Source organism: Paenibacillus sp. y28 (assembly GCF_037137075.1).
Taxonomy (GTDB): domain Bacteria; phylum Bacillota; class Bacilli; order Paenibacillales; family NBRC-103111; genus JBBBNV01.
This window is the reverse complement of record NZ_JBBBNV010000008.1, coordinates 118,437-141,119: the sequence shown is the minus strand read 5'-3', so window position 1 is coordinate 141,119 and position 22,683 is coordinate 118,437. Positions and strand designations below refer to the sequence as shown.

Sequence of the window (22,683 nt, the reverse complement as noted above, 5' to 3'; positions counted from 1 at the left end):
ACGCGCATCGCGCCTTGTGCTGCCTGCCGCTTGGTAGTTGCCCCAAGAACAGCAGGCGCCATTAACAAGGCATTCATGCCATGCGCGGCCATCTGTGAAGAGCTCTGAAGCCGCCCGCGGCGCAACACGACCCGTCCGTGGCTGACCGCCCTCATGCGGCGCCACGCCACCCTGCGATCCGGGAGCTGCCCGCGCCAGCCCGCCATGTTCACCCAGATGCCGGACAAAACAAAAAAAGCGGGCCTAAGCGCCGCTTACAATACGTAATTTTTGAAATGCTCTCGTAAACTGTTCCCTCTGGTAGCCGACCGATTCATACAGCGGGAGAATGTATTCATTATGCGCATCCACGGTCACCATAATCTTGCTGACCTTGCGTTTCTCAAAACGCTTCCGCAGCCCTTCTACCATCGCTGTGCCTATGCCTTTACGTTGATGCTGCTTGTCCACCGCGATCCGGTAGTAATACCCGTTATTGCGATCAATCGTTCCGATGATGACGCCGGTTACCGCACCCTCTTCTTCCGCCACGAGCACCAGCTCGCTGTCCCAGGATAGCTGACGGCCAAACGCTTCCATCGTTTCTCTAAAACAGGACTCCGACAAAACGTCCGACAACAGCCCGGTGATAGGGGCATAGTCGGAAAGCTGAAATGAACGTAAGTACATAACGGTCTCTCCCCATGTCGTTTTTCTCTAAGCTTTATAAATACGACAAAATTCGAGAAAATCCTTCAAAAAATCTTCACAATGTCAGAAAAAATGTGATTTTTTTAACAGATTTTTTTGAAAGCGCTTCAATTTTCTCCAAATTACGCAATTTTTCTAAGTATTAGTATAAAAAATTAAACCTTTGATGGAAAGAGGTTTCTTCTGTATTTTCAAAATAATTGAAACGCGCGAATAGTTCGTAAGTCGGACTTGCATAGTTTTCATCTAAATCGGGATTACTAGCTCAGGGTAGCCCGTTGCCCGATGCGCCCAAATCCGAAATCCGAAATCGGCATCAAAACCGCGGTGCTTCAGCCGAAAAAACTTTCTAAACATGATTGTTTAAAAAGTAGCCCGATTCTGTTGATTTATAGGACGAAATAGGCGATAATGAGAACTGTTGAAACCAAATTTTGGGGAGGTATTTATCCATGGCACATCAATTGCCTGCACTGCCTTACGCAGCTAACGCACTGGAACCGCATATCGACGAAGCAACAATGAACATTCACCACGGCCGTCACCACAACACCTACGTGACCAACCTGAATGCAGCTCTTGAAGCTCACTCCGACCTGCAAAGCAAATCGGTTGAAGAGCTGATCAGCAACCTGGATGCTCTTCCAGAAAGCATTCGCACTGCAGTTCGCAACAATGGCGGCGGACATGCCAACCATACCCTGTTCTGGGAAATCCTCAGCCCCAATGGCGGCGGTCAACCTACCGGCGCACTGGCTGATGCCATCAACAGCGAGCTGGGCGGCTTCGATAAATTCAAAGAAGATTTCACTAAAGCCGGCGCTACCCGTTTCGGAAGCGGCTGGGCATGGCTGTCCGTTGACAAAAACGGCAAGCTTGTTGTCAGCAGCACGCCAAACCAAGACAGTCCTATCATGGAAGGCAACACGCCGATCCTGGGTCTGGACGTTTGGGAGCACGCTTACTACCTGAAATACCAAAACAAACGCCCGGATTACATGGCTGCATTCTTCAACGTAGTCAACTGGGATGAAGTTGGCAAACGTTACGAAGCGGCAAAAAAATAAGTTGATGGCCTCGTCTTCCCAGACGAACCGGATACACGAACAGCCCGCCTCCTCTACAGGAAGGCGGGCTGTTTGTTCTTTAACGCCATCCTGCTGACCTTGGCGTTCGAGAGATACGGCGAGGTTACTTGGAGCTCAGCTTCATCTGCCGGGCCATCTCCAGAACCTGCTCCAGCGACAGATCCGGATTTTCAATGATGATGGTATATCGCAGTCCGTCTTCGTCCCAAGCCACACTACGAATCATCTCCATATACTGGCCTTTGACTTGACGGATTTGGATTTCTTCCCCAAGCGGGTCCCATGCCGCATCCTCCGGCACCTTGAATACACTCAGATGCAGGGATGGCATATGGTCCTTGGCGAAATTCATGTTAATCTCCGTCCGGTTCAAGCTTCCCTTGAATTCAAGCAGCTCTGTTTTGAGCAGAGAAAGCTCCTTATCGTCAAAGAGAAGAAATGGCTGCTTAAGCTCTTCCTCCGCCTCCTTCAGTGAAACCTCACGAGCAGGATGCATGTCCTGTATGGATTGCATAACGACATCGTCTGGCAGCTTTAATCGAAACGTATCGTCTGTAAATTTCGGAGCAAAATCAAGCTTGGTGTACTCGGATTCCACCTTCATATCCCCGCTTGCCGATGAAGACTTCAGGATGAACCATGTTCTGGAATCGACCCAGAACTCCAGCTCCCCCAGCAGCGTGTTCTGCTTCTCCGGAGTCACCTTCACATGGTATGCGCTATTGCCCAGCACCTGCTCCTCTCCAGCCACCTCGTAGTTATGGGTGGACTGCATCGATTTTATTAAATTCATGAGCTGGTCCTTCTGGGACATCGATCCCGTTCCCATACTCTCATCCAATTTCATCGTAAAAGCCGTATTGCTTTTCTTATCATACGTAAGCAGCTCCTGGCCCTCATTGACAGATATGGCCTCGTCATCTCCGCTTTTGATTTCAACCCGCTTCCTCCCGGTTCCTTCTTCAACCCATTCCTTGGAAAATGATTCCGTCAGCAGCTGGTCGTTCTGGTATGTCCGTATGGTGGACTCCGCGTAATAGGAGCCCATTTTCTTCTGCGACTCGAGTACTTTGGATACGACATCCGCCGGTGTGCTTCCGGCTTGCCCGCCAGCCCCCGTATCCTCGCAGCCGGAGGTGATTAAGGAAATGGCCAAGGCTAATCCTGCCGTAGCCTTTTTTAGATTCATCTTCATAGATATCATCCCTTCTGTTGAAGCTGGCACGCGATCAAGGTCCCATACCCCGGCGCTGACCACAGCCTCATCTGTCCTTCATGCTTATCGATAATGAGTTTGGCAATGCTTAAGCCAAGGCCGGACTGCCCTGTCTTGGCCTGGGTCCGGGCGGCGTCCTTTTGATAGAATGGCTCGAATACTTTCTCCTGCATCGCTGCGGGGATATCCTCGCCTTCATTTTGCACCAGCAGCACCACCCCGGATTCATGCCATGCCGCCAATTGCTCCTGAAAAGGGGGGAATACCCAATCCGGATACGGAGACGGAGCCGACACGGCGGCGATGCCGATCCTGCCACCAACCGGAGTATGACGAATCGCATTATTCATCAAATTGTCCACGACGCGAACGACTTGCGATACATGGACTTCAAACACTCCCTCTACCGTGCATGCTTTTTGCAGCTTAATCCCGTTTTGCACGCACAGCTCATCGTAGCCCGACAGCAGCATATCGAACAGCTCGTCTCCGTCCACCTCCACTCGCTCCATCACATGGTATGTGGAGCGTAGAACGGTATAGACGGACAAATCATCCAGCAGCTGCTTCATGTAGTCTGTTTTTTCAAACAAAATGGCGTAATAGCGTAAGCGAGCCTGATCGCGGGCCGAATCCTGCTGCTCCAGCAGCTCTGCATACGCCCGGATGACTGTCAGCGGGGTTTTCAAATCATGCGACAGGGCGGCAACCATGTACTCCTTCTCCTGCTGCTCGGCCTGGATAGTCTCCCGGGACTGTATGATTTGTGTCCGCATCTGCATAAAATGGGCAATCAATGCCCCGATCTCATCCCTGGCCCGGTGGTTCATGGGCTTTGCCGGCCGGTTATAGGCGAAGGAGGTCATCTGTTCCATCAGCTGCCGCAGGGGCCGCGTGAACTTGCGGTGAATGAAATAAATGACAGCGCCATACAGCAGCAGGAAGAAGGCCGCCAGCAGGATCGTAATCCATCGGGTCCGCTGGGCCACCCCCTGCAGCCATTGCTCCCGGGCGACGACGATTTCATAGAAGCCAACCAGCTTGGACCCGCTGAACACCGGGCTTTTTAACGAATACGTCCGGTGATTTTTTTGCAGCTCGTACAGATGCTTATACAGCAGCTCTTGATTCACGCGAAGCAGCGAGGGAGGGGCCGCTTCCGATGTGGACGAGAATAGCATCATGCCGTCATAGCGGTATAAGGTGATTTTCGTGGAATCACTGGCCAGCTCCCGCACCGCCTCATATTGATGCGCAGGCTGAATGTCATAGAGCGAGGGCTTTTGCAGCGCCAGCTCAATCTGGCTCGTCATATTGGCAAACGTCATGTATTCCCGCACATCCTGCCGCTGATCCAGATGGCTCAGCAGCAAATAGTAGGCGTAGATCGCCACGGCAGGCAGCAGCATGACCACCAGAAAGGCAAGCATCAACCAGTAGCTAAGCTTCATCCCTCACCCTGCTCTCCAATAAAACGGTAGCCGCTGCCCCAGACCGTTTGAATGTACACTGCTTCCTTGGCTGTATCCTTCAGCTTGGTCCGCAGGCTCTTGATATGCACCGTGACGGTATTGTTGCCGTCCACCTCCGCTTGCTGCCATACCTGCTCATACAGCTCCTTCTTGGAAAACATCCGATTCGGGTGCCGGGCCAGAAGCAATAGCAGCGCCAGCTCTTTAGCTGTAAGCGGCACTTCCTCCGCTCCCGCGAATACCCGCTGATTCAAAAAATCAATCTTCAGCCCATGCCTGTATTCTACCTGGTGACCGTTCTCTTCCCGCTCACCCTGAAACCGGCGGTACCTCCGGAGGTGCGATTGGATTCGGGCTGAGAGCTCTGACAGACTAAATGGCTTCGTCAGGTAATCATCGGCCCCCAGGTTCAGCCCCCGCACCTTCTGGTGATCTTCCTGATGGGCGCTAATAATCATCATCGGCACATCGCTGGACAACCGGATCTTGCGACATAACGCGAAGCCGTCCATTTCAGGCAGCATCAGATCGATGAGCACCAGCTGATACGCAGCCTGATTGAAATCCTCCCAGCCCTCAAGGCCTGTCGAGGACCAGGTCACCGTGCAGCCCTCCCGGGTCAAATAATCCCGCAGCACACGGGCGATTTCCGGGTCATCCTCCACCAGCAAAATATGGATTGATTCCATCTAACGGGTTCCCCTCCCCTTGGCTCTTATTATAATTTGATCGGCAGACGGCCCCGCCCGATTTAAGAAAAGCTTTATGATTTCCATTTCCGATACGGTTGCATCATCTCATAAATGAACGCTTCTACACAACGGGCTTACCCGCGTACAGCTTGTTTCCTGCCGCAGCCCATCGCGGTCCAGCCCTTTGCCATGAGGCGGACTGGCCGCAGGGTGGATGTGCCGAATCGAGCAGCATGGTTGACGGCACTGTCACAATTCGCGCAGCCCGATTGTCTTAAAGGGCGTACACATTTGAATGGAGGAGATGATTCATGACCTTGAAATTTAATTACCGCAAGCACAATGCCGAAGCCAATGCAGCCATGCTGGGACTGGAGAAAGTCATCGCGTCCAGCGGACTGGACAAAACGCTGTATGCGCTTATCAAGCTGCGCGCCTCCCGGATTAACCACTGCTCCTTCTGCATCGATAGGCACGCCAAGGATTTGCTGAGCATGGGCGAGCCGCTGGAGCGCATCCTTCTTCTGCCTGTATGGCGGGAAACGGCCATTTATACCGACAAGGAGCGCGCAGTTCTGGAGCTGACCGAGGCAGTGACCCGCATTTCCGATGCCGGAGTGCCGGAGGACGTGTATGAGCGTGTCCGCGCTCATGTAGACGAGAAGGAATATATGGATATGATTATGGCCATTAACGTCATTAACAGCTGGAACCGTATCGGCGTCTCGACCGGCATGTTTCCGGGGTGCTTCGGTTAAGCCGTTAAACAGCAAAGCAGGGACTGCTTCCTATGGAAAAGGAGCAGTCCCTGCTTTTATTTTGTCATTGATTTTATCGCAGCTGCGTATCAGCAACGCTTTTAACCATGTATAGTCCGGCATCTTCAAGGTGTCGATCCCATGTATTTGGTTGCCATCCGTTGAGCCGACTCTCCATTCAGCCACGCCAGCTTATCCGGGTTTCGAATCCTGTACATATACTCCACACCGGAGCCGGATGCGTCCCATCCGAAGCACAACGCCATCACGACCCGCCCCTCCTGCCTGAGCAGCAATCCCGTATCGCCATTTAACGAAGCAGCAGCTACCGTTCCATGGAAAGCCCCTTTGGCTTGAACGCCCTTGAAAAAGGACATGACCTTCCGCAGCCCCCGAATCGGCCGGTACGCGGCGCGCACCTTGCCTCCGCCATCCGTTAGCAAGGTCATATCCTCCAACAAAAAATGCAGCAGCGGCTCGAAATTGCCCGTTTGCGCAGCTCGAATGAATACGTCTGCCAGCCGGGCGCTTTGGGGACTCGCCTACGCGTCCTCCACAGTCTTTCCATCCAGCTTTTGTCTGGCGCGGCTGTAAATTTTACGACAATTGGCCTCTTTTTTGTCCAGCACGGACGAAATCTCTTCATACTCCATACCGACCGCATCCCGCCTTTTTCTTCCCCTTAAGAATCAGTGGCGAGGTGTAAAGCGACAGCGCGCGGCGCACTGTGCAGCCGCCTGCCCGAGCCGTCCGAATTCAGGGTTATCCTGTATAGACAAGCAAGCATGGCCGATTGTGACAATTCAGCCATAGCGCACAAATTTTTCGTAAAACGACTGCCACCTGAAATAAGACGGCAGACCAAGCGGCAGGCCCCCGATTCAAGCCCCGAAAGCATGATGATTCCCAAATTCTATACTATTTAAAATTTTGCTGCGAATTCCAAAAGCCGCGCCCGCTGCCCGTCCTGCAGGCCGAATGCTTCCCGGTGCGCGGCGTGACGGCGCATGACGGCGGTCAATCGCTGTTCGAAAGCCATGTCATGCTGCTTTTCCGGCCGCGTCCAGTCTCCCTTGGCTTGCCATGTATTCATTATCACTCTGCTGCGGGGCCGCATATACTGGAACCAGACCGATGCCTATTTCAGCGACAGGAAAGGATGACTCCGATTCATGGCCAAATCGAACCGCGGCCGCTCTCTATGGCGTTTGCCCTCACGGGGCCGGGGCACGTGCCCCCGCTGCGGAGCTACCCGCATCAAACTGCTGTACACAAGCAGGCTTGAAGACGGCGCATCAGCCAAAGTATGCAAATACTGCCGTAAAAAGTAGCTCCTCCGGCACAATATTCGCGGTTGAGATTACACGGACTGCTTACTCTGCCGCAGCTCGATTCTCGTCGCCTCACCGACCTATATTGTGAATAACGGCAGTCGGAACACCCCGCCTTTTTCAGCCTATAGCATTTCGGTATCCCAGCCTCATTCGACCATATGTAAAGGGCTATCCTGCAGACCTGCAAAGGTGCTGCCGGATAGCCCGTCTTTTGTTTCATGCTGTGAATAGCTTATGCGCGATATGAATTCCCCCTGAATAGACTACAGCAGCCCTGCAGCCGGCAATACGGAGCTGGCCTACTTCCAGCTCCCCGCCTCCACGCTTCTTTTTTTGAGCCGCCATTTCCGCTCTAATCTTCGGATCAAGCCAAGGTTCCGTTTCTCTTCATAGATGCGCCTCAGTCCCATCATCAACAGCCGGTACCGCTGATCGTCATCATGGCCCAGCTTCTGAATTTCATCGAAAAATTGTGTATTCATTCCCTCAGCTCCATGCAGCAGTTTGTATATGCTTCTGATGACATCCATTATAAAAAACGGCACTAGACAAATTCTCAACAAAGTTCGGACAAATCCGACAGCGTTTTACAAAAAAACAATTTCACAGCTGCCGCTCATAGATCTACTCCATGAAATAAATGATTCTTATAAATAAAACATGCAGAACACTGCTTAAAAGCAGATTATTCCGGTTAAAATGGTTTTAATTATTTATAATAAATGCTGATATCATTCATCAAAAGGAACAATTTTATTTTGTATGTCCTCCTGGGGTATCCTTAAATTACAAATTACATCTGCTCCCTTCAGCAAGAACAACTCCACCGGAAAAGAAGGATGACTATGATTCAGACACAGCTGCAACGATGGATAACGATGCATAGATGGACCAGCTTCGCTTACGGGATCGGTTTAACCGTCTTACTGGCCTGGGCGGCCGGCTTGATGGTGGGACTGCCCGCAGTAGCCGTTCTGGGTCAAATGGTACTGGCCATTCTGCTCGGCATGGCTTGGCGTCAAATCGCTTTCGTCCCGGAGCAGAGCCACTCCGGGATTGCCTTCGCCAGCAAGCACCTGCTCCGTGCCGGAATCGTACTGCTCGGCCTTAGGCTCGACTTCAACGAGCTGGCATCAGCCGGCTTAACGGCCATCCTGCTGTCGGCCGTCAATATCGTCATCACCATTGCCGTCATTGCCGGTCTGGCCCGGCTGTTCAAGCTGGATCGCAAAACCGGATTCGTCACCGCTATTGGTACAGCGATTTGCGGGGCGGCAGCTATTGCAGCCATCTCCCCGGTGGTGAAGGCCAATCCGGATCAAGCTGCCGTCGGGATTGCTACAGTTTCGATTCTAGGCACCGTCTTCACGCTCGGCTTCACGGTTCTCAAGCCGGTTCTCGGGCTGCCTGACAATGCCTTCGGTTATTGGGCCGGCGCTTCCCTGCATGAAATCGCTCATGTCGTCGCCGCAGCCGCCCCGTTCGGCGAGAGCGCCCTGAACACAGCCGTCATGGTCAAATTAACCCGCGTCTCGCTGCTCGTGCCCGCAGCCCTGATATGCGCCGTGGTGATGAACCGCGCCGAGCGCCAAAAAGCGGCCAAGGCCGGACAGCCTGCAGAATCCAACATTAAGATTCCGTGGTTTGTCGTCTGGTTTCTGGTTGTCGGCATCATTCATTCCCTCGGCCTCATCCCGGCTGCAGCCGTTTCGCCGCTTCTGACAGCGGCCTACTTCGCTCTGGCGGCGGCGATGGCCGGCATGGGCTTATCTTTGAACCCCAGCTCCCTGCAAAAGGGCGGACTAAAGGCGATGGCCGCCTGTCTGGCCGGTTCAGTGCTGCTGTCCTTCATCAGCTACGGTTTTATGAAGCTTTTGTATTAAACAGGTGAGGGCTTCACTATCCCGGGCTTGCGCCGCAAGCAGTCAAATCCCAAAACAAATCACCCCGTTTCAAGCAAAGCTCCCTTGCTTGAAACGGGGTGATTCAGTTTTATACCGCTACTCGGACGCAGCCGTGGCCAGAAGCGGCGAAGGCTCGCCGGTGTAAAACAGGGTCAACCGGTGCAGCGCCCGTGTACAGCCGACATAGAGCAGCTTGGCATCCCGCTCGCTGCGGGTGTAAGCCTTCCCGTCTACACCGGCAATAAGGACCGCGTCAAATTCAAGCCCCTTCGTCAAGTATACCGGGACCACCGAAATCCCCCCGAGATACGCCTGCTGTCCCGCCTCAATGCGGGTAAGCTCCAGTCCGGCTTCCGTTAATTCCGCATTGAGACGCGCACAGTCACGGTCCGTACGCCCGACAACAGCAATCGTCACCGCTCCGGCGGCCTGCGCCTGCCGGATTTCGTCCACAATAGCCGTAACTTCCTGCGCCGCCTCCACCTCGCGCACAGCCACCGGCTCCCCGCTTCGGAATACAGGCACCGGCAGCGGCAGCGCCGCCCCGCTGCGCTTCAGAACTTCGGCGGCGAAATGAACAATTTCCATTGTAGAACGATAGCTCCGGTCCAGCTCATAGTACGCCGAAGCAGCTTCTCCGAACAAATCTATAAATTCATGCCATGCCGTGATGCCTCGGTAATCATGAATGCTTTGCGACAGGTCACCCAGGATCGTAAATGAATTGTTTCGTACGTGCCGCTGAAGCAGGGCAATCTGGAAGGGAGAGAAGTCCTGCGCCTCATCCACAACGAGATGGTCGTACATTTGCGCCGAATCCACACCATGCAAACGGTCATGCAGATACAGCAGCGGCGGCAAATCCTCCGGAGTCACCCGCTTTTTGGCAAGCAGCTTGACAGTATCCCGGGCGATCTCCTCAGGAATGCCGGCCAGCAGCTCTCCAGGCAGCCTCCCCCGTCTATCCGGGTCAAACAAGCGTCTGTACAAGCCGATCACCGTATCCTGCTCCCACGCTTTGAGCCAGCTTTTGAGCTTAGCCCCCGCCTTCTGCTTCATCTCCTTGCGCCGCTTCGGATCGCCTATTTCATTGACCTGCATCTCCACCCAGCGCTTCATCCGGGCTTCCAGGCGCTCCCGGCGCTTGGCTATCGGATAATGCTTATACTCCTCATAGAACCAGGTATGAAGCTGATCCCCGCTGATTCCTTTCCCTTCCCAAGCCGCAAAGGGGCCCCACGGCAAGTAAGCCTCCTCATAAGCATCCATGCACGCTTCCAGCAGCTTCAGGAAGTCCGCCGAGCCCTTCCAGCGGCCCGGTAGAACCGGTCCTCCGGCAGACTCCGAATCCAATCCGCTCCGGCCTGAAGCCTCCACTGCAGCGGCGTCCTCTGCAGCGCCAGCCCGTTTCCTGCCCTTCGCCGATGGCGTCGCGCCCTCCCCGGCCGGGGCAAAGCGAGCATCCAGCTCATCCCGCTCATCTACCAGAGCGACAGGCTCGCCGATCAGCTCCAGCGCCCAATCGGAGAAGGTGGTCTGGCGAATATCGCCAACACCAAGCTCAGGCAATACACCGGAAATATAGTCCAGAAACATGCGGCTCGGCGCCAGAATCATCATTCGCTCCGCCCGCATCGAATCCCGGTATTGGTATAACAAATACGCCAGACGATGGAGCGCCACCGTCGTCTTCCCGCTTCCGGCCACCCCTTGAATAATCAGCCCCAGCTGGCGCGGAGCCCGGATAATGCGGTCCTGCTCCGCTTGTATCGTAGACACGATATCGCGCAGCTTGTTGTCCTTGTTCTCCCCGAGCCGATACAGCAGGAAATCGTCCGCCAAACCCGCCTGTCCGCCTTCGCGGTCGTACGTGTCCACCATCCGCTGCAGCTCACGGTTGCGTACAACAAGATTGCGCTTCAAATGTACAGTCCCCTCTATTACACCTTCCGGAGCCTCGTACGTCGCTTTCTCGTCACTGCCGGTGAAGGAATAGAACACGCTTGCCGCCGGAGCCCGCCAATCGATAACGAGCAGACGGCTGCCTTCCTCCTCCTGCACACCCGTCTTGCCGATGTACAGGGCCGAAACGTCATGGCCATCCTCCTGAAAATCAAGCCTTCCGAAATACGGCTCCTTCTCCGCAACCGCCAGCTGCTGGCGGGCGGCTTCCCGCGAAGCCTCCATCACCTGCTCGATAAAGACATCTCCGGTGTACCGGGGCACTGCCTCCAGCCTTGCCCGCTGCATGTCAATCACACCCAGCGTCTTGTCCAATCGGGCCTCTTCTTCTTGATAGGCACTTTGAGCTTTGTCCTCCAAGTCAGTTACCTCCTAAGAATCGTATACAAAATATAAAATGAAGGCGATAATGAACCGCACTGGAGGAGCTGCACCGTCCGGCGCGCAAGAACCGGACCCGCTTATAAACCAGCGCAAATTTTTTTATGAGCGTAGACGCCATCACTGGGTTGCAGCACAGATAACCGGGCACCCGCAAGCGGTCCCGGATTCAAAAAGGAATCTAACTATACCATACGTCCCCTACAATCGCAACGCTTTATATTGTTACTTTTACAGTTATCCCCACATCGGCATAAATGAATTCAGTCTATCGGCCAACAAGCAAAGCGCGCCGCTTCATAATCGCCGTTTTCAAGCCCGATCACCGGATATCAAATGTTTTTTATGTAATTATTTATAACACAAAATGGACTCCTCCCTTGATTATCGCCCGTTTTCGTCCGTTTTCCGAATTTAAATGTAAGATATATTGACATTTATTCGGATTCAGGTTACTATTTGCTTACAACAAGCTCAATTTACCCTGAAAGAACAGATAAATCCTCACATAACCTTATAACTGCTTTCAACATGTCTTCTAGGGTTCCGCAGGCCATGGTCTGGACTGGTCCGAGAGAAGACACACAGCTGACACTGTGCACACGGAGGGATAAAAGCCCGGGAGGATATCAATAGATATCTTCTCCGGGCTCTTTTTTTACACAAAAGAGAGGGTGGAGAAATTGATGATGAACCATTGGAAACGCCGCACAGCCGCCTTGCTGTCCCTCATTCTGATTAGCACGGCCATGCTCGCCGGATGCGCGAAAAGCAGTGAGACAACCGGAGGGGCAGATGCTTTTCGCGCTCCCATCAAGCTGGCGCTCAGCGCATGGCCAGGCTGGTTCGTATGGTACCTGGTCAAGGAAAAGGGCTTTTTCGAAAAAAATAACGTGAATGTGGAGCTTGTCTGGTTCCCCGTCTACAGCGATTCACTGCAAGCACTCGCCACCGGCAAGGTAGATGCAAACAGTCAAACGCTCAGTGACACCCTGGCTCCGGCCAGCAAAAACATCGGCATCAAGGCCGTCCTGGTCAACGATAACTCCTTCGGCGGCGACGGTATCGTAGTCAAGCCTACTATAAACAGCTTGTCCGATCTGAAGGGGAAAAAGGTTGCCACCGAGCTCGGCACGGTCGATCATCTGCTGATGCTGACCGCGCTTAGCAACGCAGGTCTGACCGAGCAAAATGTCAATTACACGAACATGACTGTCAATGATGCCGGACCGGCCTTCATTTCCGGCAATCTGGATGCCGCGGTATTGTGGGAGCCCTTCCTGAGCAAAGCGGTTGAGGAAGGCAAGGGCAAGCTGCTATTCTCCTCCAAGGATACGCCAGGGCTCATTCCCGATCTGCTCGTGTTCCGCGACAAAACACTGAAGGAGCGTCCCGAGGATGTCAAAAACATAATTCGCGCCTGGTTTGACGCGCTGGATTATTGGAAGCAAAACCCGGAGGAGTCCTTGCAAATTATGGCCAAGGCCGCGGAAACCCCGCTTGAGGAGTACAGATCAAGCGCAAACAGCATCAAGGTATTCAGTCCGCAGGACAATCTGAATGCATTCAAGGAAGGCAAGGACTACACCTCCCTTCACTACACCGGCAAGAAAACGGCTGAATTCCTCAGTAAACTCGGCATGCTGTCATCCATTCCGGATCCGAAGTCGTATCTGGACAGCTCGTTTGTGGAAGCCGTCGCCAAGGAACGTCAATAAAACGGTAACGGAGGATTGCTATGCGCAGCAAATTGTTTGTCATCCGGGGCGAGATTCACCGCTCCTGGTATACAACCGGCATAATTACCACCTTCGCGGGCTGCCTGCTCCTGTGGAGTGTACTGAGCTACGGCAGCTTTGTTGAGCCCACCTTCCTGCCCACGCCCACATTGGTGCTCCAGCAGTTTCTTCATCAGATGGTAAACCCGGAATTTTGGAATCACGTGGGCATTAGTATTTTCCGGGTCTCGATGGGCTTTCTGCTGGCCGTCATTCTGGGGGTGCCGCTCGGTATTTTGGCCGGCACATACCGCTTTGCCGAAGCGCTGGTCGTGCCCTCAACCGAGTTTATCCGCTATATGCCCGCCACCGCCTTCGTCCCGCTCATTATGGTGTGGGCGGGTATCGGTGAACCGGCCAAAATTTTAGTCATTTTTATCGGCTGCTTCTTTCAGCTGGTGCTGATGGTCGCCGATAACACGCGGGCGGTGTCCAAGGACTTGCTTGAAGTGTCCTACACCCTCGGCGCACGGCCAGGGCAAACCATCGAGAAGGTGCTGATAAAAGCCATGCTTCCCGATCTAATGAACACACTTCGCCTGATCCTCGGCTGGGCCTGGTCGTATCTGGTCGTCGCGGAGCTTGTAGCCGCCAGCAGCGGCCTCGGCTTCTCCATCATGAAGGCGCAGCGTTTTTTGAACACGGACGTCATTTTTGTCGGCATCTTCGTTATCGGCCTGCTGGGCCTGCTGACAGATCGGCTGTTCGCCTTGTGTCACCGCCGCTTTTTCCCATGGCTGGAAGGAGGTAAATAAGATGACTCTGCCCGCAAAAAACGCCAGTAATCTCGCATCTCACTCCCAATCGGCTCATCCCGCCTTTACGGAGGAAAGCAGCACCGGAGATACGACAACAAGCCGCAGCCCGGCCAGCAGAAGCGCCACAGCCAAAATATCCGTCAAGGCCGTAGGCAAAGTCTTCGTAACCACGAAACCAAAGCAGCAGTTTCAGGCCTTGGCCGGCATCTCCTTCGACGTTCAGGACGGCGAGTTCGTCAGCATTGTCGGACCTTCCGGCTGCGGCAAATCAACGCTGCTGCGTATTTTGGCCGGACTTGAGGACATGTCCGAAGGCACTATCGAGGTGTCCGGCAAGCGGATTGACGGCCCCGGCGCCGATCGGGGCATGGTGTTCCAATCGTATACCTTATATCCGTGGCTGACGGTGCGAGAAAACATTGAGTTCGGCCTGACACTCAAAAAAACACCTTTATTTGAAAAACGCGCCATTGCCGACCGGTTCATGGAGCTTGTCTCCTTGACCAGGTTTGCCAAGTCATTCCCGAAGGAGCTATCCGGCGGCATGAAGCAGCGTGTAGCAATTGCCAGAGCCCTCGCAAACAATCCCGAGGTGCTGCTGATGGATGAGCCGTTCGGCGCACTGGATCCCCAGACCAAAGAAAACATGCAGGAAATGCTGCTGAACATCTGGAAAAAGGAAGGCATGACGGTAGTTTTCATCACACACGACATCGAAGAAGCCGTGTATTTGTCACAGCGCATCATCGTGCTGGACGCCCATCCGGGCCGCATCCGCCAGGAATTCCAAGTCCCGGCGCAGCTGAAAACCGCAGGCCGCGACAGCGCCGCTTTCCTGCAGTTTAAAAAGCAGGTCGTTTCCGTTATCGGCCATCAGCACGATTAATTCAGATTTCCACGCTGCATAGCCGCATTCCCCGGAGCGCCCCCTTACGGCCAACGAATCGGCTGCAGAGCAGTAAATCAGTTATGCACAAGAAGCACTTGTCAACGGAATACACATGGAATCATCCATAAACCCTTGCTTACAACCCTAATTTATGTCATAACACGTTATGTTAATGTTATATAAAGATAGATTAGCTTGGGTTAATTTGAAAAACCGAATTTTAATGTTATGTATATTGACATAAATTCAGATTTTGAGTAAGATGTAGTTATAACTTCACACCGCATTAGACAAAGTTTTCTAGGGTTCCGCAGACGCCCGTCTGGCTGGTCCAAGAGGAAACACACAGCGGCCGCTGTGCACACGGAGGGATAAAAGCCCGGGAGGATATCGATTATGATATCTTCCCGGGCTTCTTTTTTTCTCCCGATCCATCATGGTTATTCCCGAACGTTCGTAAAGCATCATTTCAGCTTCGGTATTTGTGCAGGCGGTTATGTCCTGCATGGACAATTAGCCTTGCGAGGAGGAGTACACGTATGAATTGCATTTGGAGTACAACGCTTGGACCCGGCGGCAAATGGTCGGGGCAGATCGCCCGGGGCCGGCTGCTCCGGTTCACAGCCCTGCAAGGCGGCGCTAACGTATCGGCGCTTCTGTATAACGCCCGGGACTTGACCGAGCGCTACAACATGCCCGATACCCTAAAGGCCCAGTATACCTCCCGCCTCTCCGCTGGCAATGTTCTGATGAGCGACAACGGGCGCGTGCTGGCGAGCATTGTCCAGGACAGCCTTGGCTGGCACGACACAATGGGCGGCTATACAACCCGGGAGTCCACGGACGTCAAATACGGGCGAACCACGTTCCAGGAGCTGCGGGGCGGATGGTTGCGGAGCGGCCAGGAGAACTTCGCCGTCGAGCTCGTCAGACACGGCCTCGGTATCCGCGACCTGGTTCCGGTCGTAAACCTGTTTTCCAAAGTGTCCTGCGACGAGTACGGAAATATGGGCTTCAGCCTGGATCACTGCCAACCCGAGGCCACAGTGACGCTTCGAACGGAAATGGATTTGCTGCTGGTGCTGTCCAATACCCCCCACCCGCTTGATCCGCGGACTGAGTACCCCTCCGTGCCGGTTCAGCTGGAGATTTTGCCGGCCGCACCGGTCGATTCACTCGACTATTGCGTCAACTACCGTCCGGAAAACCGCCGTGCCTTCGAAAATACCTGGGAATATTACACCCTGTCAGGCTTCTAATATCTGCCTTTTACCGATTGATACCGATTGAGCATTTATCATATCAGGGAGGAATCAAGATGGCTCTTTTTAACCGTGTTGAAAGCACCCGCAAGCCGGCGGATGCCGTTGTGGATCAAACCATTCTTGCCGGCGATGGCTGGATGTACGATTTGGAGCCGGGCCAGGTTCTCCGCATCGTGGATCTGGAGGGAAATCAAGCGGCCGATACCTTATTTTTTGATGCCGATCATCCGGAGGATCACTATAGCGCTGTAGCCACTATCGCCGGGCAGGGCAACATTTATTTATCCACCGGTTCTGTCCTTCGCTCCGAATCCGGCAAGCCCCTCGCCACCATCGTCGCCGATACATGCGGTCGGCACGACACCTTAGGCGGGTCCTGCTCCGCCCAAAGCAATACCGTGCGCTACGCTCATGACAAGCAGCACATGCACAACTGCCGGGATACCTTTATGCTGCAGTTGGCGGAGCGCGGTCAGGGCTATTCCAAACGCGACTTGGCCCCGAACGTCAACTTCTTCATGAATGTCCCGGTAACTCCCGAGGGCGGCCTGCAATTCGCGGATGGCGTCTCATCCCCCGGCGCTTATGTCGAGCTGCAGGCTGCCGGTCGTACGACTGTGCTGATCAGCAACTGTCCTCAACTGAACAATCCGTGCAACGCCTACAACCCGACTCCGATCCGGCTTCTCATCTGGGACAGCTGATTTTCCGGGAATTTGTATAAGCGCTTCAGAATAAATGACCGGGCCATTTCAAAAAAGACACAAAAGACCGGTATTTCCCGGTTCATCTATAAATCGTTTTTGAATATCGGAATATTCCAACCTTTATGTACGGGAGTGTGACCGCTTATGTTTACCAAGGTTCTGATTGCAAATCGCGGCGCCATTGCCGTACGCATTGAGCGCACCCTGCGCAGACTCGGCATCGCCTCCGTTGCCGTTTATACCACTGCTGACCAGGACAGCCTTCATGTCGATCTGGCGGACGAAGCGGTGCTCATCGGTGACGGCGCAGCAAAGGACAGCTATTTGAACGCAGATCTGATTCTGAAAACCGCTCTGGCCACCGGCGCGCAGGCTATCCACCCCGGGTACGGCTTTTTGAGTGAAAACGCCGATTTCGCCCGTGCCTGCCGGGAGCATGGCATCACCTTTATCGGCCCGACGCCGGAGCAGATGGAGCTGTTCGGTTTAAAGCATTCCGCCCGTGAAATCGCGCAGCGGGCCGGGGTGCCCTTGCTGCCGGGAACCCCTCTCATTACAGATCTGGACGAAGCGGTGCGTCAGGCATCCGCTATCGGCTATCCGGTTATTTTGAAAAGCACAGCCGGCGGCGGCGGCATCGGTATGCGAGTCTGCGCCGATGAAGCTGCGCTGCGCTTGGCTTTTGAAGGTGTCATTCATTTGGCCGAGACAAATTTCAAGAACGGCGGCGTGTTTCTGGAGAAATATATCGCCAGGGCACGCCATGTGGAGGTGCAAATTTTCGGAAACCGGTTCGGCGAGGTAGCGGCCCTCGGCGAACGAGACTGCTCTATACAACGTCGCAATCAGAAGGTCATTGAGGAAAGCCCGGCTCCGCTTCTCTCCGAGGACGTGCGCAAAGAAATGCTGGCATCGGCTCGCCGTCTTGCGTCAGAGGTCGGCTACCGAAGTGCGGGTACAGTTGAATACTTGTACGATCCTGAAAGCTGCGGCTTTTATTTCCTGGAGGTGAACACGCGGCTGCAGGTCGAGCATGGCGTGACCGAGGAAGTGCTCGGCATCGACCTTGTGGAATGGATGGTACTGGAGGCGGCGGATGAGCTGCGCGATTTGCCCGCCCGCTTCGGCCAACCGGAGGGACACAGTATGCAGGCCCGGATTTATGCGGAGGACTGCCTGAACCATTTCCGCCCCAGCGCAGGACAGGTGGACAAGGCGGCGTTCTCTCCCCGGGCCCGGGTCGAAACCTGGCTGCGGGACGGCATCACCGTCACCTCCCTGTATGATCCGATGCTTGCCAAAATAATCGTACACGGCAAGGACAGGGCCGATGCCATCCGCAAGCTGATTCACGCTCTGGAGGAGACGCGCCTGTACGGAATTACGACAAACTTGTCCTACCTGCAGGCTCTGCTGAAGGAGCAGTCGGTCGAGGAAGGCCGGGTATACACCCGCTTGCTGGAGGGCTTCGCGCCTGCGGAACGGGCGCTGGAGGTCATCGACGGCGGCGTACAGACAACCGTGCAAGACTGGCCCGGGCGCACCGGACACTGGGATGTCGGTGTCCCGCCCTGCGGCCCGATGGACCCGTATTCCTTCCGCATCGGCAATAAGCTGCTCGGTAATGAGGATCGCGCTCCCGGCCTGGAGCTGACCCTGCGCGGCGGGTCTTACCTGTTCCGCAGCGACTTGTGGTTCTGCATTACCGGCGCCGATATGCAGGCGGAGCTGGATGAAGCCGCCGTGCCGATGTACACGCCGCTGCTCGCCAAGCGCGGTCAAGTGCTCCGGTTTGGCGAGGCGCAAACGGGGATGCGCGCGTATTTGCTCGTCGGCGGGGGATTCGATATGCCGCACATTCTCGGCAGCTCATCCACCTTTACGCTGGGCGGCTTCGGGGGGCACGGCGGCCGCGCCCTGCGCACCGGCGACGTGCTCGGTGTGAAGCAAGGCTCCGCCCCGCAAGGATTTTCCCCACTTGAGGAGCCGCACCGTCCGGCGCTTACCCGGACATGGACTATCGGCGTTATCCCCGGCCCTCATTGCACCGGAGAATTTCTTAAGCCTGACTATTTAACCGCCTTAACAGAAACAGAGTTTGAAGTTCATTTCAACAGCTCCCGGACAGGAGTGCGCCTGATTGGCCCGGCCCCGCTATGGACTCGGGAGGACGGCGGAGAAGCCGGTCTCCATCCTTCCAATATCCACGACAACGCCTATGCCGTGGGCACGCTGGATTTGACCGGTGACATGCCGATCCTGCTCGGTCCTGACGGTCCAAGCCTGGGCGGGTTCGTATGTCCGGTCACTACCGCTTCCGCCGAGTTCTGGAAGCTCGGCCAGCTTCACCCCGGCGATAAAGTGAAGTTCCACCTGCTGACACTCGAAGCGGCTGACGCCCTGCGAGAGCTGCAGGAGCGAAATCTGCAGGCCATTGGCGAGCTTGGCCGGGTACAGCTGAGTCCGATCCAGCTGCCAGAAGCCGATCCGTCCATCACGCCGGAATATCCGGTGCTTGCGAGAGCGGAGAACAATTCTGGCTTTCCGATTACGATCCGGTGCAGCGGAGACGAGAACTTGCTCGTTGAATACGGCTCCCTTGAGCTGGATTTGCTGCTGCGCTTCCAGGCCCACGCCCTGATACAGGCCATTCAGGAGAGCGCCGCCATCCCGGTACTGGATTTAACTCCCGGCATCCGCTCCCTGCAGGTGCACATTGACCGGACCCGAATCACGGTCAGCGAAGCCTGCCGCCGGATACTGGATTTGGACAGCAAGCTGCCGCCGCTGGAATCGATTAAAGTGCCGTCGCGAATTGTCCGCCTGCCGCTTTCCTGGGACGATCCGGCAACCCAGCTTGCCATTCAGCGCTACCAGCAGGGCGTACGGCCTGATGCGCCGTGGTGTCCGAGCAATCTGGAGTTTATTCGCCGCATTAACGGCCTGGACAGCATGAACGACGTAAAAGAAATTGTTTATAACGCGAATTATTTGGTGCTGGGACTGGGCGATGTGTATCTCGGCGCTCCTGTCGCAACCCCGACCGATCCGCGGCACCGGTTGGTAACGACCAAGTACAACCCGGCCCGGACCTGGACGCCCGAGAATGCCGTAGGAATCGGCGGTGCCTATATGTGCGTGTACGGTATGGAAGGCCCCGGCGGGTATCAGTTCGTCGGCCGGACCATCCAGATGTGGAACCGTCTCCGCTCAACGGAGAGCTTCCAGCCCGGCAAGCCGTGGCTGCTCCGTTTCTTTGACCAAATTCAGTTTTATCCTGTTACAGCAAGCGAGCTGCTTCAGCTTCGGGAGGATTTCCTGCGTGGCCGCTTTGAAGCGGACATTACAGAAACAGTATTCGATTTGGGCAAGTACCTTCAGTTCCTGAGCTCGATTGAGGACAGCACCGAAGCGTTCCGCAGCAACCAGCAGGCGGCCTTCAAGGCAGAACGGGACAGCTGGAAGGCGCTTGGCTTGGCCGAATACGCAGTCGAACAGGAGCCGGCCAGATCAGCGCAGGAAGAAGAGCTTCCCGCCGGGACAGCGGCGCTGCGCTGCACAATGCCGGGCAGTGTCTGGAAGGTGCTTGCTGCACCCGGCGAAGAGGTGAAAAAGGGCGACCCGCTGGTCATCATCGAGAGCATGAAGATGGAATTTTCACAGCCTGCCCCTTGCGACGGCCGGGTTGCCGTTGTGCTTGTCGAGCCCGGCGACGAAGTACATGCCGGACAGCTCCTCCTTGGCATTACGCAAGAACAGGAAAAGGCGGTGCCTCTGGCATGAACAAGACCATCATCCCACAAGAGCTGAGCCTCGCCTGGCTGCGGGAGCAGTATGCCCATTGCCGACTGACGCCCTCGGACGTCATGGCCACCATTATAGAACGGACGCAGCAGGATCACGCCATGAACATATGGATTACCCCGCCTTCGCTGCAGTTTATTCAGCCGTATTTGGATCGGCTGGCCGATCAGGACCCGGCAAGCTTGCCGCTTTGGGGCATCCCATTTGCCGTCAAGGACAATATTGATGTAGCAGGCCTGCCCACAACAGCGGCCTGCGCTGAATATACGTATGTGCCCGGGGATCACGCAGCCGTTGTAGAACGGCTAATCGCTGCCGGAGCCATCCCCGTCGGCAAAACCAATCTCGATCAGTTCGCTACCGGGCTTGTCGGCATTCGCAGTCCTTATGGCGAGACGCACAACGCCCTTCGGCCGGAGCTGATCAGCGGCGGATCCAGCTCTGGATCGGCCGTGGCCGTGGCCCGCGGACATGCCGCCTTCTCGCTTGGCACCGATACTGCCGGCTCCGGACGTGTCCCGGCTGCGCTGAACCGCCTGATTGGCTATAAGCCCAGCCTGGGCGCCTGGTCAACCAAAGGCGTTGTGCCCGCCTGCGCCAGCCTCGACTGCGTTACCGTATTCGCCCGCCACCTCGACGATGCCCTTGCCGTAGATGCTGTGGCACGCGGTGCTCATGACGGGGACCCTTGGTCACGAGCCATGGCGCCTCCTGCTTCGAAGCTTCCGGTCAAGCTCTGTCTGCCGAAGGAGGAGCCTGAATTTTACGGTCCGTTTGCCGAGGCGTACAGATCGGCTTGGGCTTCGGCGGTAGAGCGAATTCAAGCGCTCAGTATTCCGGTAGAGACGGTGGACTATACCTTGTTTTCCGAGGCGGCGGCGATTTTGTACGAAGGGCCGTGGGTCGCCGAACGCTGGGCCGCTGTAGGCGGGTTCATTGCTGCCAATCCGGGTGTTGCTTATCCGGTAACGGAGCAAATCTTGCGTTCGGGCGCCGACGGACGGTTCGATGCCGTTTCCGTGTTCGAAGCCATGCACCGGCTTCAGGATATGAAGCGAAAGGCTCGCAAGCTGCTTCAAGACGCGGTGCTCATCATGCCGACGGCTGGCGGAACCTGGACGCGCGAGCAGGCAAGGCAGGAGCCGGTTGCCGCGAATCGCGAGATGGGCCGCTATACGAATCATTGCAACCTGCTGGACCTGTGCGCGGTCGCCGTCCCCGCCGGCGATGCCGCTGCCGAGACGCCGTTCGGCATCACACTGTTTGCGCTGGCCGAGAATGAAGGCCTGCTCAGCGGAGCCGCAGCGCTGTTCCTAAACCCGGCGTCCGCCCGGCCGGAGCCCGTATACCCCATGCGGGACGTGCTCCCGGCCGCTCGCAGCACAACGACCTACATTGCTGTATGCGGCCTGCACATGCGCGGTTACCCGCTGGAAAAGCAGCTGCTGGCCTGCGGCGCGCGGTTCGTGCGCGAAGCGGCTTCGGCAGCCAGCTACAAATTCGTGAAGCTGCCCGGGCTTCCCGCCAAGCCGGGCATGGTCAAGCAGGAGCACGGCGGCGCTTCCATTCAGCTGGAGGTATGGGAGATGCCGCTGGAGAACTTCGGAGCTTTCGCCGCCTCGATTCCAGCCCCGCTCGGAATCGGCAAAGTGGAGCTGGAGGACGGCTCGGAGATTCCCGGCTTTATATGCGAAGCCTATGCCGCCGGAATGGCCGAGGACATTTCCGCCCTCGGGAGCTGGCGCAGGGTGGAAGGGGTCTAAAGCCCGCCAGCCCCCTCGCTGCAACAGCGAGCGGAGCCCCTTCCCCGCCGCAGACAGGCTTTCTTCGCCGCACTTCTAAAGTGCGGTTAAAGAGCAAGGACGAAGGACAGGACAGACCTCTTGAATACAGCGCAAAAAAAGCCTCCCGCACCCACCGGGTACAAGCCGATCGGGTGCGGGAGGCTTTCTGTTCAAGTGCTATTCCGTTCCATTTCATGAGCT

At 55.5% G+C, this 22,683-nt stretch carries 18 protein-coding genes, 1 pseudogene and 2 riboswitches; of the genes and pseudogenes, 10 read left to right on the top strand and 9 right to left on the bottom strand.

What is annotated here, in order from left to right:
* Positions 1 to 243 precede the first annotated feature (243 nt).
* Entirely contained in the window at positions 244 to 669 is a 426-nt protein-coding gene (locus WBG83_RS09180; protein ID WP_336744671.1) for a GNAT family N-acetyltransferase, read from the bottom strand.
* A gap of 473 nt (positions 670 to 1,142) precedes the next feature.
* Here WBG83_RS09180 and WBG83_RS09175 point away from each other — a divergent pair, with 473 nt between their 5' ends.
* Complete coding sequence (locus tag WBG83_RS09175) at positions 1,143 to 1,757, top strand: superoxide dismutase (RefSeq protein WP_336744669.1); 615 nt, start codon at positions 1,143 to 1,145, stop codon at positions 1,755 to 1,757.
* A 124-nt stretch (positions 1,758 to 1,881) separates the two neighbouring features.
* Here WBG83_RS09175 and WBG83_RS09170 read toward each other — a convergent pair whose 3' ends face one another.
* Genes WBG83_RS09170 through WBG83_RS09160 form a run of 3 tightly spaced genes read right to left on the bottom strand, consistent with a single transcriptional unit; the run spans position 1,882 to position 5,155 of the window.
* Positions 1,882 to 2,973 (bottom strand): LolA family protein, encoded by a 1,092-nt coding sequence (locus tag WBG83_RS09170; RefSeq protein WP_336744667.1) that lies wholly within the window; start codon positions 2,971 to 2,973, stop codon positions 1,882 to 1,884.
* A 5-nt stretch (positions 2,974 to 2,978) separates the two neighbouring features.
* Complete coding sequence (locus WBG83_RS09165; RefSeq protein WP_336744665.1) at positions 2,979 to 4,445, bottom strand: sensor histidine kinase; 1,467 nt, start codon at positions 4,443 to 4,445, stop codon at positions 2,979 to 2,981.
* The gene (locus WBG83_RS09160) at positions 4,442 to 5,155 is read right to left on the bottom strand and encodes a response regulator transcription factor (RefSeq protein ID WP_336744663.1); all 714 of its coding nucleotides are present in this window, start codon (positions 5,153 to 5,155) and stop codon (positions 4,442 to 4,444) included. The genes WBG83_RS09165 and WBG83_RS09160 overlap by 4 nt, the downstream gene beginning before the upstream one ends.
* Positions 5,156 to 5,469: 314 nt before the next feature.
* On the opposite strand from WBG83_RS09160, the gene WBG83_RS09155 reads away from it, so the two are divergent.
* Positions 5,470 to 5,916 (top strand): carboxymuconolactone decarboxylase family protein, encoded by a 447-nt coding sequence (locus tag WBG83_RS09155; protein WP_336744662.1) that lies wholly within the window; start codon positions 5,470 to 5,472, stop codon positions 5,914 to 5,916.
* Between the two features lie 125 nt (positions 5,917 to 6,041).
* Here the strand turns inward: WBG83_RS09155 and WBG83_RS09150 are convergent, their stop codons facing one another.
* The 4 genes and pseudogenes from WBG83_RS09150 to WBG83_RS09135 all read right to left on the bottom strand — a co-directional run bounded on the left by WBG83_RS09150 (position 6,042) and on the right by WBG83_RS09135 (position 7,732).
* The gene (locus WBG83_RS09150; RefSeq protein WP_336744660.1) at positions 6,042 to 6,365 is read right to left on the bottom strand and encodes a hypothetical protein; all 324 of its coding nucleotides are present in this window, start codon (positions 6,363 to 6,365) and stop codon (positions 6,042 to 6,044) included.
* 93 nt (positions 6,366 to 6,458) lie between these two features.
* Positions 6,459 to 6,572 (bottom strand): annotated as a pseudogene (locus WBG83_RS09145) (sigma factor-like helix-turn-helix DNA-binding protein); the annotation flags it as partial.
* A gap of 266 nt (positions 6,573 to 6,838) precedes the next feature.
* Positions 6,839 to 7,009, bottom strand: a complete 171-nt coding sequence (locus tag WBG83_RS09140) for a hypothetical protein (RefSeq protein WP_336744659.1) — start codon at positions 7,007 to 7,009, stop codon at positions 6,839 to 6,841.
* 540 nt (positions 7,010 to 7,549) lie between these two features.
* The gene (locus WBG83_RS09135) at positions 7,550 to 7,732 is read right to left on the bottom strand and encodes a hypothetical protein (protein ID WP_336744658.1); all 183 of its coding nucleotides are present in this window, start codon (positions 7,730 to 7,732) and stop codon (positions 7,550 to 7,552) included.
* A gap of 363 nt (positions 7,733 to 8,095) precedes the next feature.
* Here WBG83_RS09135 and WBG83_RS09130 point away from each other — a divergent pair, with 363 nt between their 5' ends.
* A complete protein-coding gene (locus WBG83_RS09130) occupies positions 8,096 to 9,133 on the top strand; it encodes a YeiH family protein (protein ID WP_336744656.1) in 1,038 nt (345 codons plus the stop codon).
* Positions 9,134 to 9,250: 117 nt separating this feature from the next.
* On the opposite strand, the gene WBG83_RS09125 is transcribed toward WBG83_RS09130, so the two are convergent.
* Positions 9,251 to 11,476, bottom strand: coding sequence for a HelD family protein (locus tag WBG83_RS09125; RefSeq protein WP_336744654.1), 2,226 nt, complete (start codon positions 11,474 to 11,476; stop codon positions 9,251 to 9,253).
* Between the two features lie 548 nt (positions 11,477 to 12,024).
* Positions 12,025 to 12,124, top strand: a riboswitch (guanidine-I (ykkC/yxkD leader).
* A 59-nt stretch (positions 12,125 to 12,183) separates the two neighbouring features.
* Here WBG83_RS09125 and WBG83_RS09120 point away from each other — a divergent pair.
* The 7 genes from WBG83_RS09120 to atzF all read left to right on the top strand — a co-directional run bounded on the left by WBG83_RS09120 (position 12,184) and on the right by atzF (position 22,461).
* On the top strand, positions 12,184 to 13,215 hold the full coding sequence (locus tag WBG83_RS09120) for an ABC transporter substrate-binding protein (protein WP_336744652.1): 1,032 nt from the start codon (positions 12,184 to 12,186) through the stop codon (positions 13,213 to 13,215).
* A gap of 20 nt (positions 13,216 to 13,235) precedes the next feature.
* Positions 13,236 to 14,030 carry an ABC transporter permease gene (locus WBG83_RS09115; protein ID WP_336744651.1) on the top strand — a complete coding sequence of 265 codons (795 nt, stop codon included), beginning with the start codon at positions 13,236 to 13,238 and terminating at the stop codon, positions 14,028 to 14,030.
* Position 14,031: 1 nt separating this feature from the next.
* Positions 14,032 to 14,919 (top strand): ABC transporter ATP-binding protein, encoded by an 888-nt coding sequence (locus tag WBG83_RS09110; RefSeq protein WP_336744650.1) that lies wholly within the window; start codon positions 14,032 to 14,034, stop codon positions 14,917 to 14,919.
* A 292-nt stretch (positions 14,920 to 15,211) separates the two neighbouring features.
* Positions 15,212 to 15,310: riboswitch (guanidine-I (ykkC/yxkD leader) on the top strand.
* 151 nt (positions 15,311 to 15,461) lie between these two features.
* A complete protein-coding gene (locus tag WBG83_RS09105; RefSeq protein WP_336744648.1) occupies positions 15,462 to 16,181 on the top strand; it encodes an urea amidolyase associated protein UAAP1 in 720 nt (239 codons plus the stop codon).
* 59 nt (positions 16,182 to 16,240) lie between these two features.
* On the top strand, positions 16,241 to 16,891 hold the full coding sequence (locus WBG83_RS09100) for an urea amidolyase associated protein UAAP2 (protein ID WP_336744646.1): 651 nt from the start codon (positions 16,241 to 16,243) through the stop codon (positions 16,889 to 16,891).
* 147 nt (positions 16,892 to 17,038) lie between these two features.
* On the top strand, positions 17,039 to 20,677 hold the full coding sequence (gene uca, locus WBG83_RS09095; RefSeq protein ID WP_336744645.1) for an urea carboxylase: 3,639 nt from the start codon (positions 17,039 to 17,041) through the stop codon (positions 20,675 to 20,677).
* A complete protein-coding gene (gene atzF, locus WBG83_RS09090) occupies positions 20,674 to 22,461 on the top strand; it encodes an allophanate hydrolase (protein ID WP_336744643.1) in 1,788 nt (595 codons plus the stop codon). Before uca ends, atzF begins: the two co-directional genes overlap by 4 nt.
* Positions 22,462 to 22,683 lie beyond the last annotated feature (222 nt).

Coding starts and splice junctions, on each gene's coding strand:
- WBG83_RS09160 (WP_336744663.1), bottom strand. CDS start 5,155: ATGGAATCAATCCATATTTTGCTGGTGGAGGATGACCCGGAAATCGCC.
- WBG83_RS09135 (WP_336744658.1), bottom strand. CDS start 7,732: ATGAATACACAATTTTTCGATGAAATTCAGAAGCTGGGCCATGATGAC.
- WBG83_RS09170 (WP_336744667.1), bottom strand. CDS start 2,973: ATGAAGATGAATCTAAAAAAGGCTACGGCAGGATTAGCCTTGGCCATT.
- WBG83_RS09150 (WP_336744660.1), bottom strand. CDS start 6,365: ATGACCTTGCTAACGGATGGCGGAGGCAAGGTGCGCGCCGCGTACCGG.
- WBG83_RS09155 (WP_336744662.1), top strand. CDS start 5,470: ATGACCTTGAAATTTAATTACCGCAAGCACAATGCCGAAGCCAATGCA.
- WBG83_RS09100 (WP_336744646.1), top strand. CDS start 16,241: ATGGCTCTTTTTAACCGTGTTGAAAGCACCCGCAAGCCGGCGGATGCC.
- WBG83_RS09165 (WP_336744665.1), bottom strand. CDS start 4,445: ATGAAGCTTAGCTACTGGTTGATGCTTGCCTTTCTGGTGGTCATGCTG.
- uca (WP_336744645.1), top strand. CDS start 17,039: ATGTTTACCAAGGTTCTGATTGCAAATCGCGGCGCCATTGCCGTACGC.
- WBG83_RS09120 (WP_336744652.1), top strand. CDS start 12,184: ATGATGAACCATTGGAAACGCCGCACAGCCGCCTTGCTGTCCCTCATT.
- WBG83_RS09115 (WP_336744651.1), top strand. CDS start 13,236: ATGCGCAGCAAATTGTTTGTCATCCGGGGCGAGATTCACCGCTCCTGG.
- WBG83_RS09110 (WP_336744650.1), top strand. CDS start 14,032: ATGACTCTGCCCGCAAAAAACGCCAGTAATCTCGCATCTCACTCCCAA.
- atzF (WP_336744643.1), top strand. CDS start 20,674: ATGAACAAGACCATCATCCCACAAGAGCTGAGCCTCGCCTGGCTGCGG.
- WBG83_RS09175 (WP_336744669.1), top strand. CDS start 1,143: ATGGCACATCAATTGCCTGCACTGCCTTACGCAGCTAACGCACTGGAA.
- WBG83_RS09180 (WP_336744671.1), bottom strand. CDS start 669: ATGTACTTACGTTCATTTCAGCTTTCCGACTATGCCCCTATCACCGGG.
- WBG83_RS09105 (WP_336744648.1), top strand. CDS start 15,462: ATGAATTGCATTTGGAGTACAACGCTTGGACCCGGCGGCAAATGGTCG.
- WBG83_RS09140 (WP_336744659.1), bottom strand. CDS start 7,009: ATGAATACATGGCAAGCCAAGGGAGACTGGACGCGGCCGGAAAAGCAG.
- WBG83_RS09130 (WP_336744656.1), top strand. CDS start 8,096: ATGATTCAGACACAGCTGCAACGATGGATAACGATGCATAGATGGACC.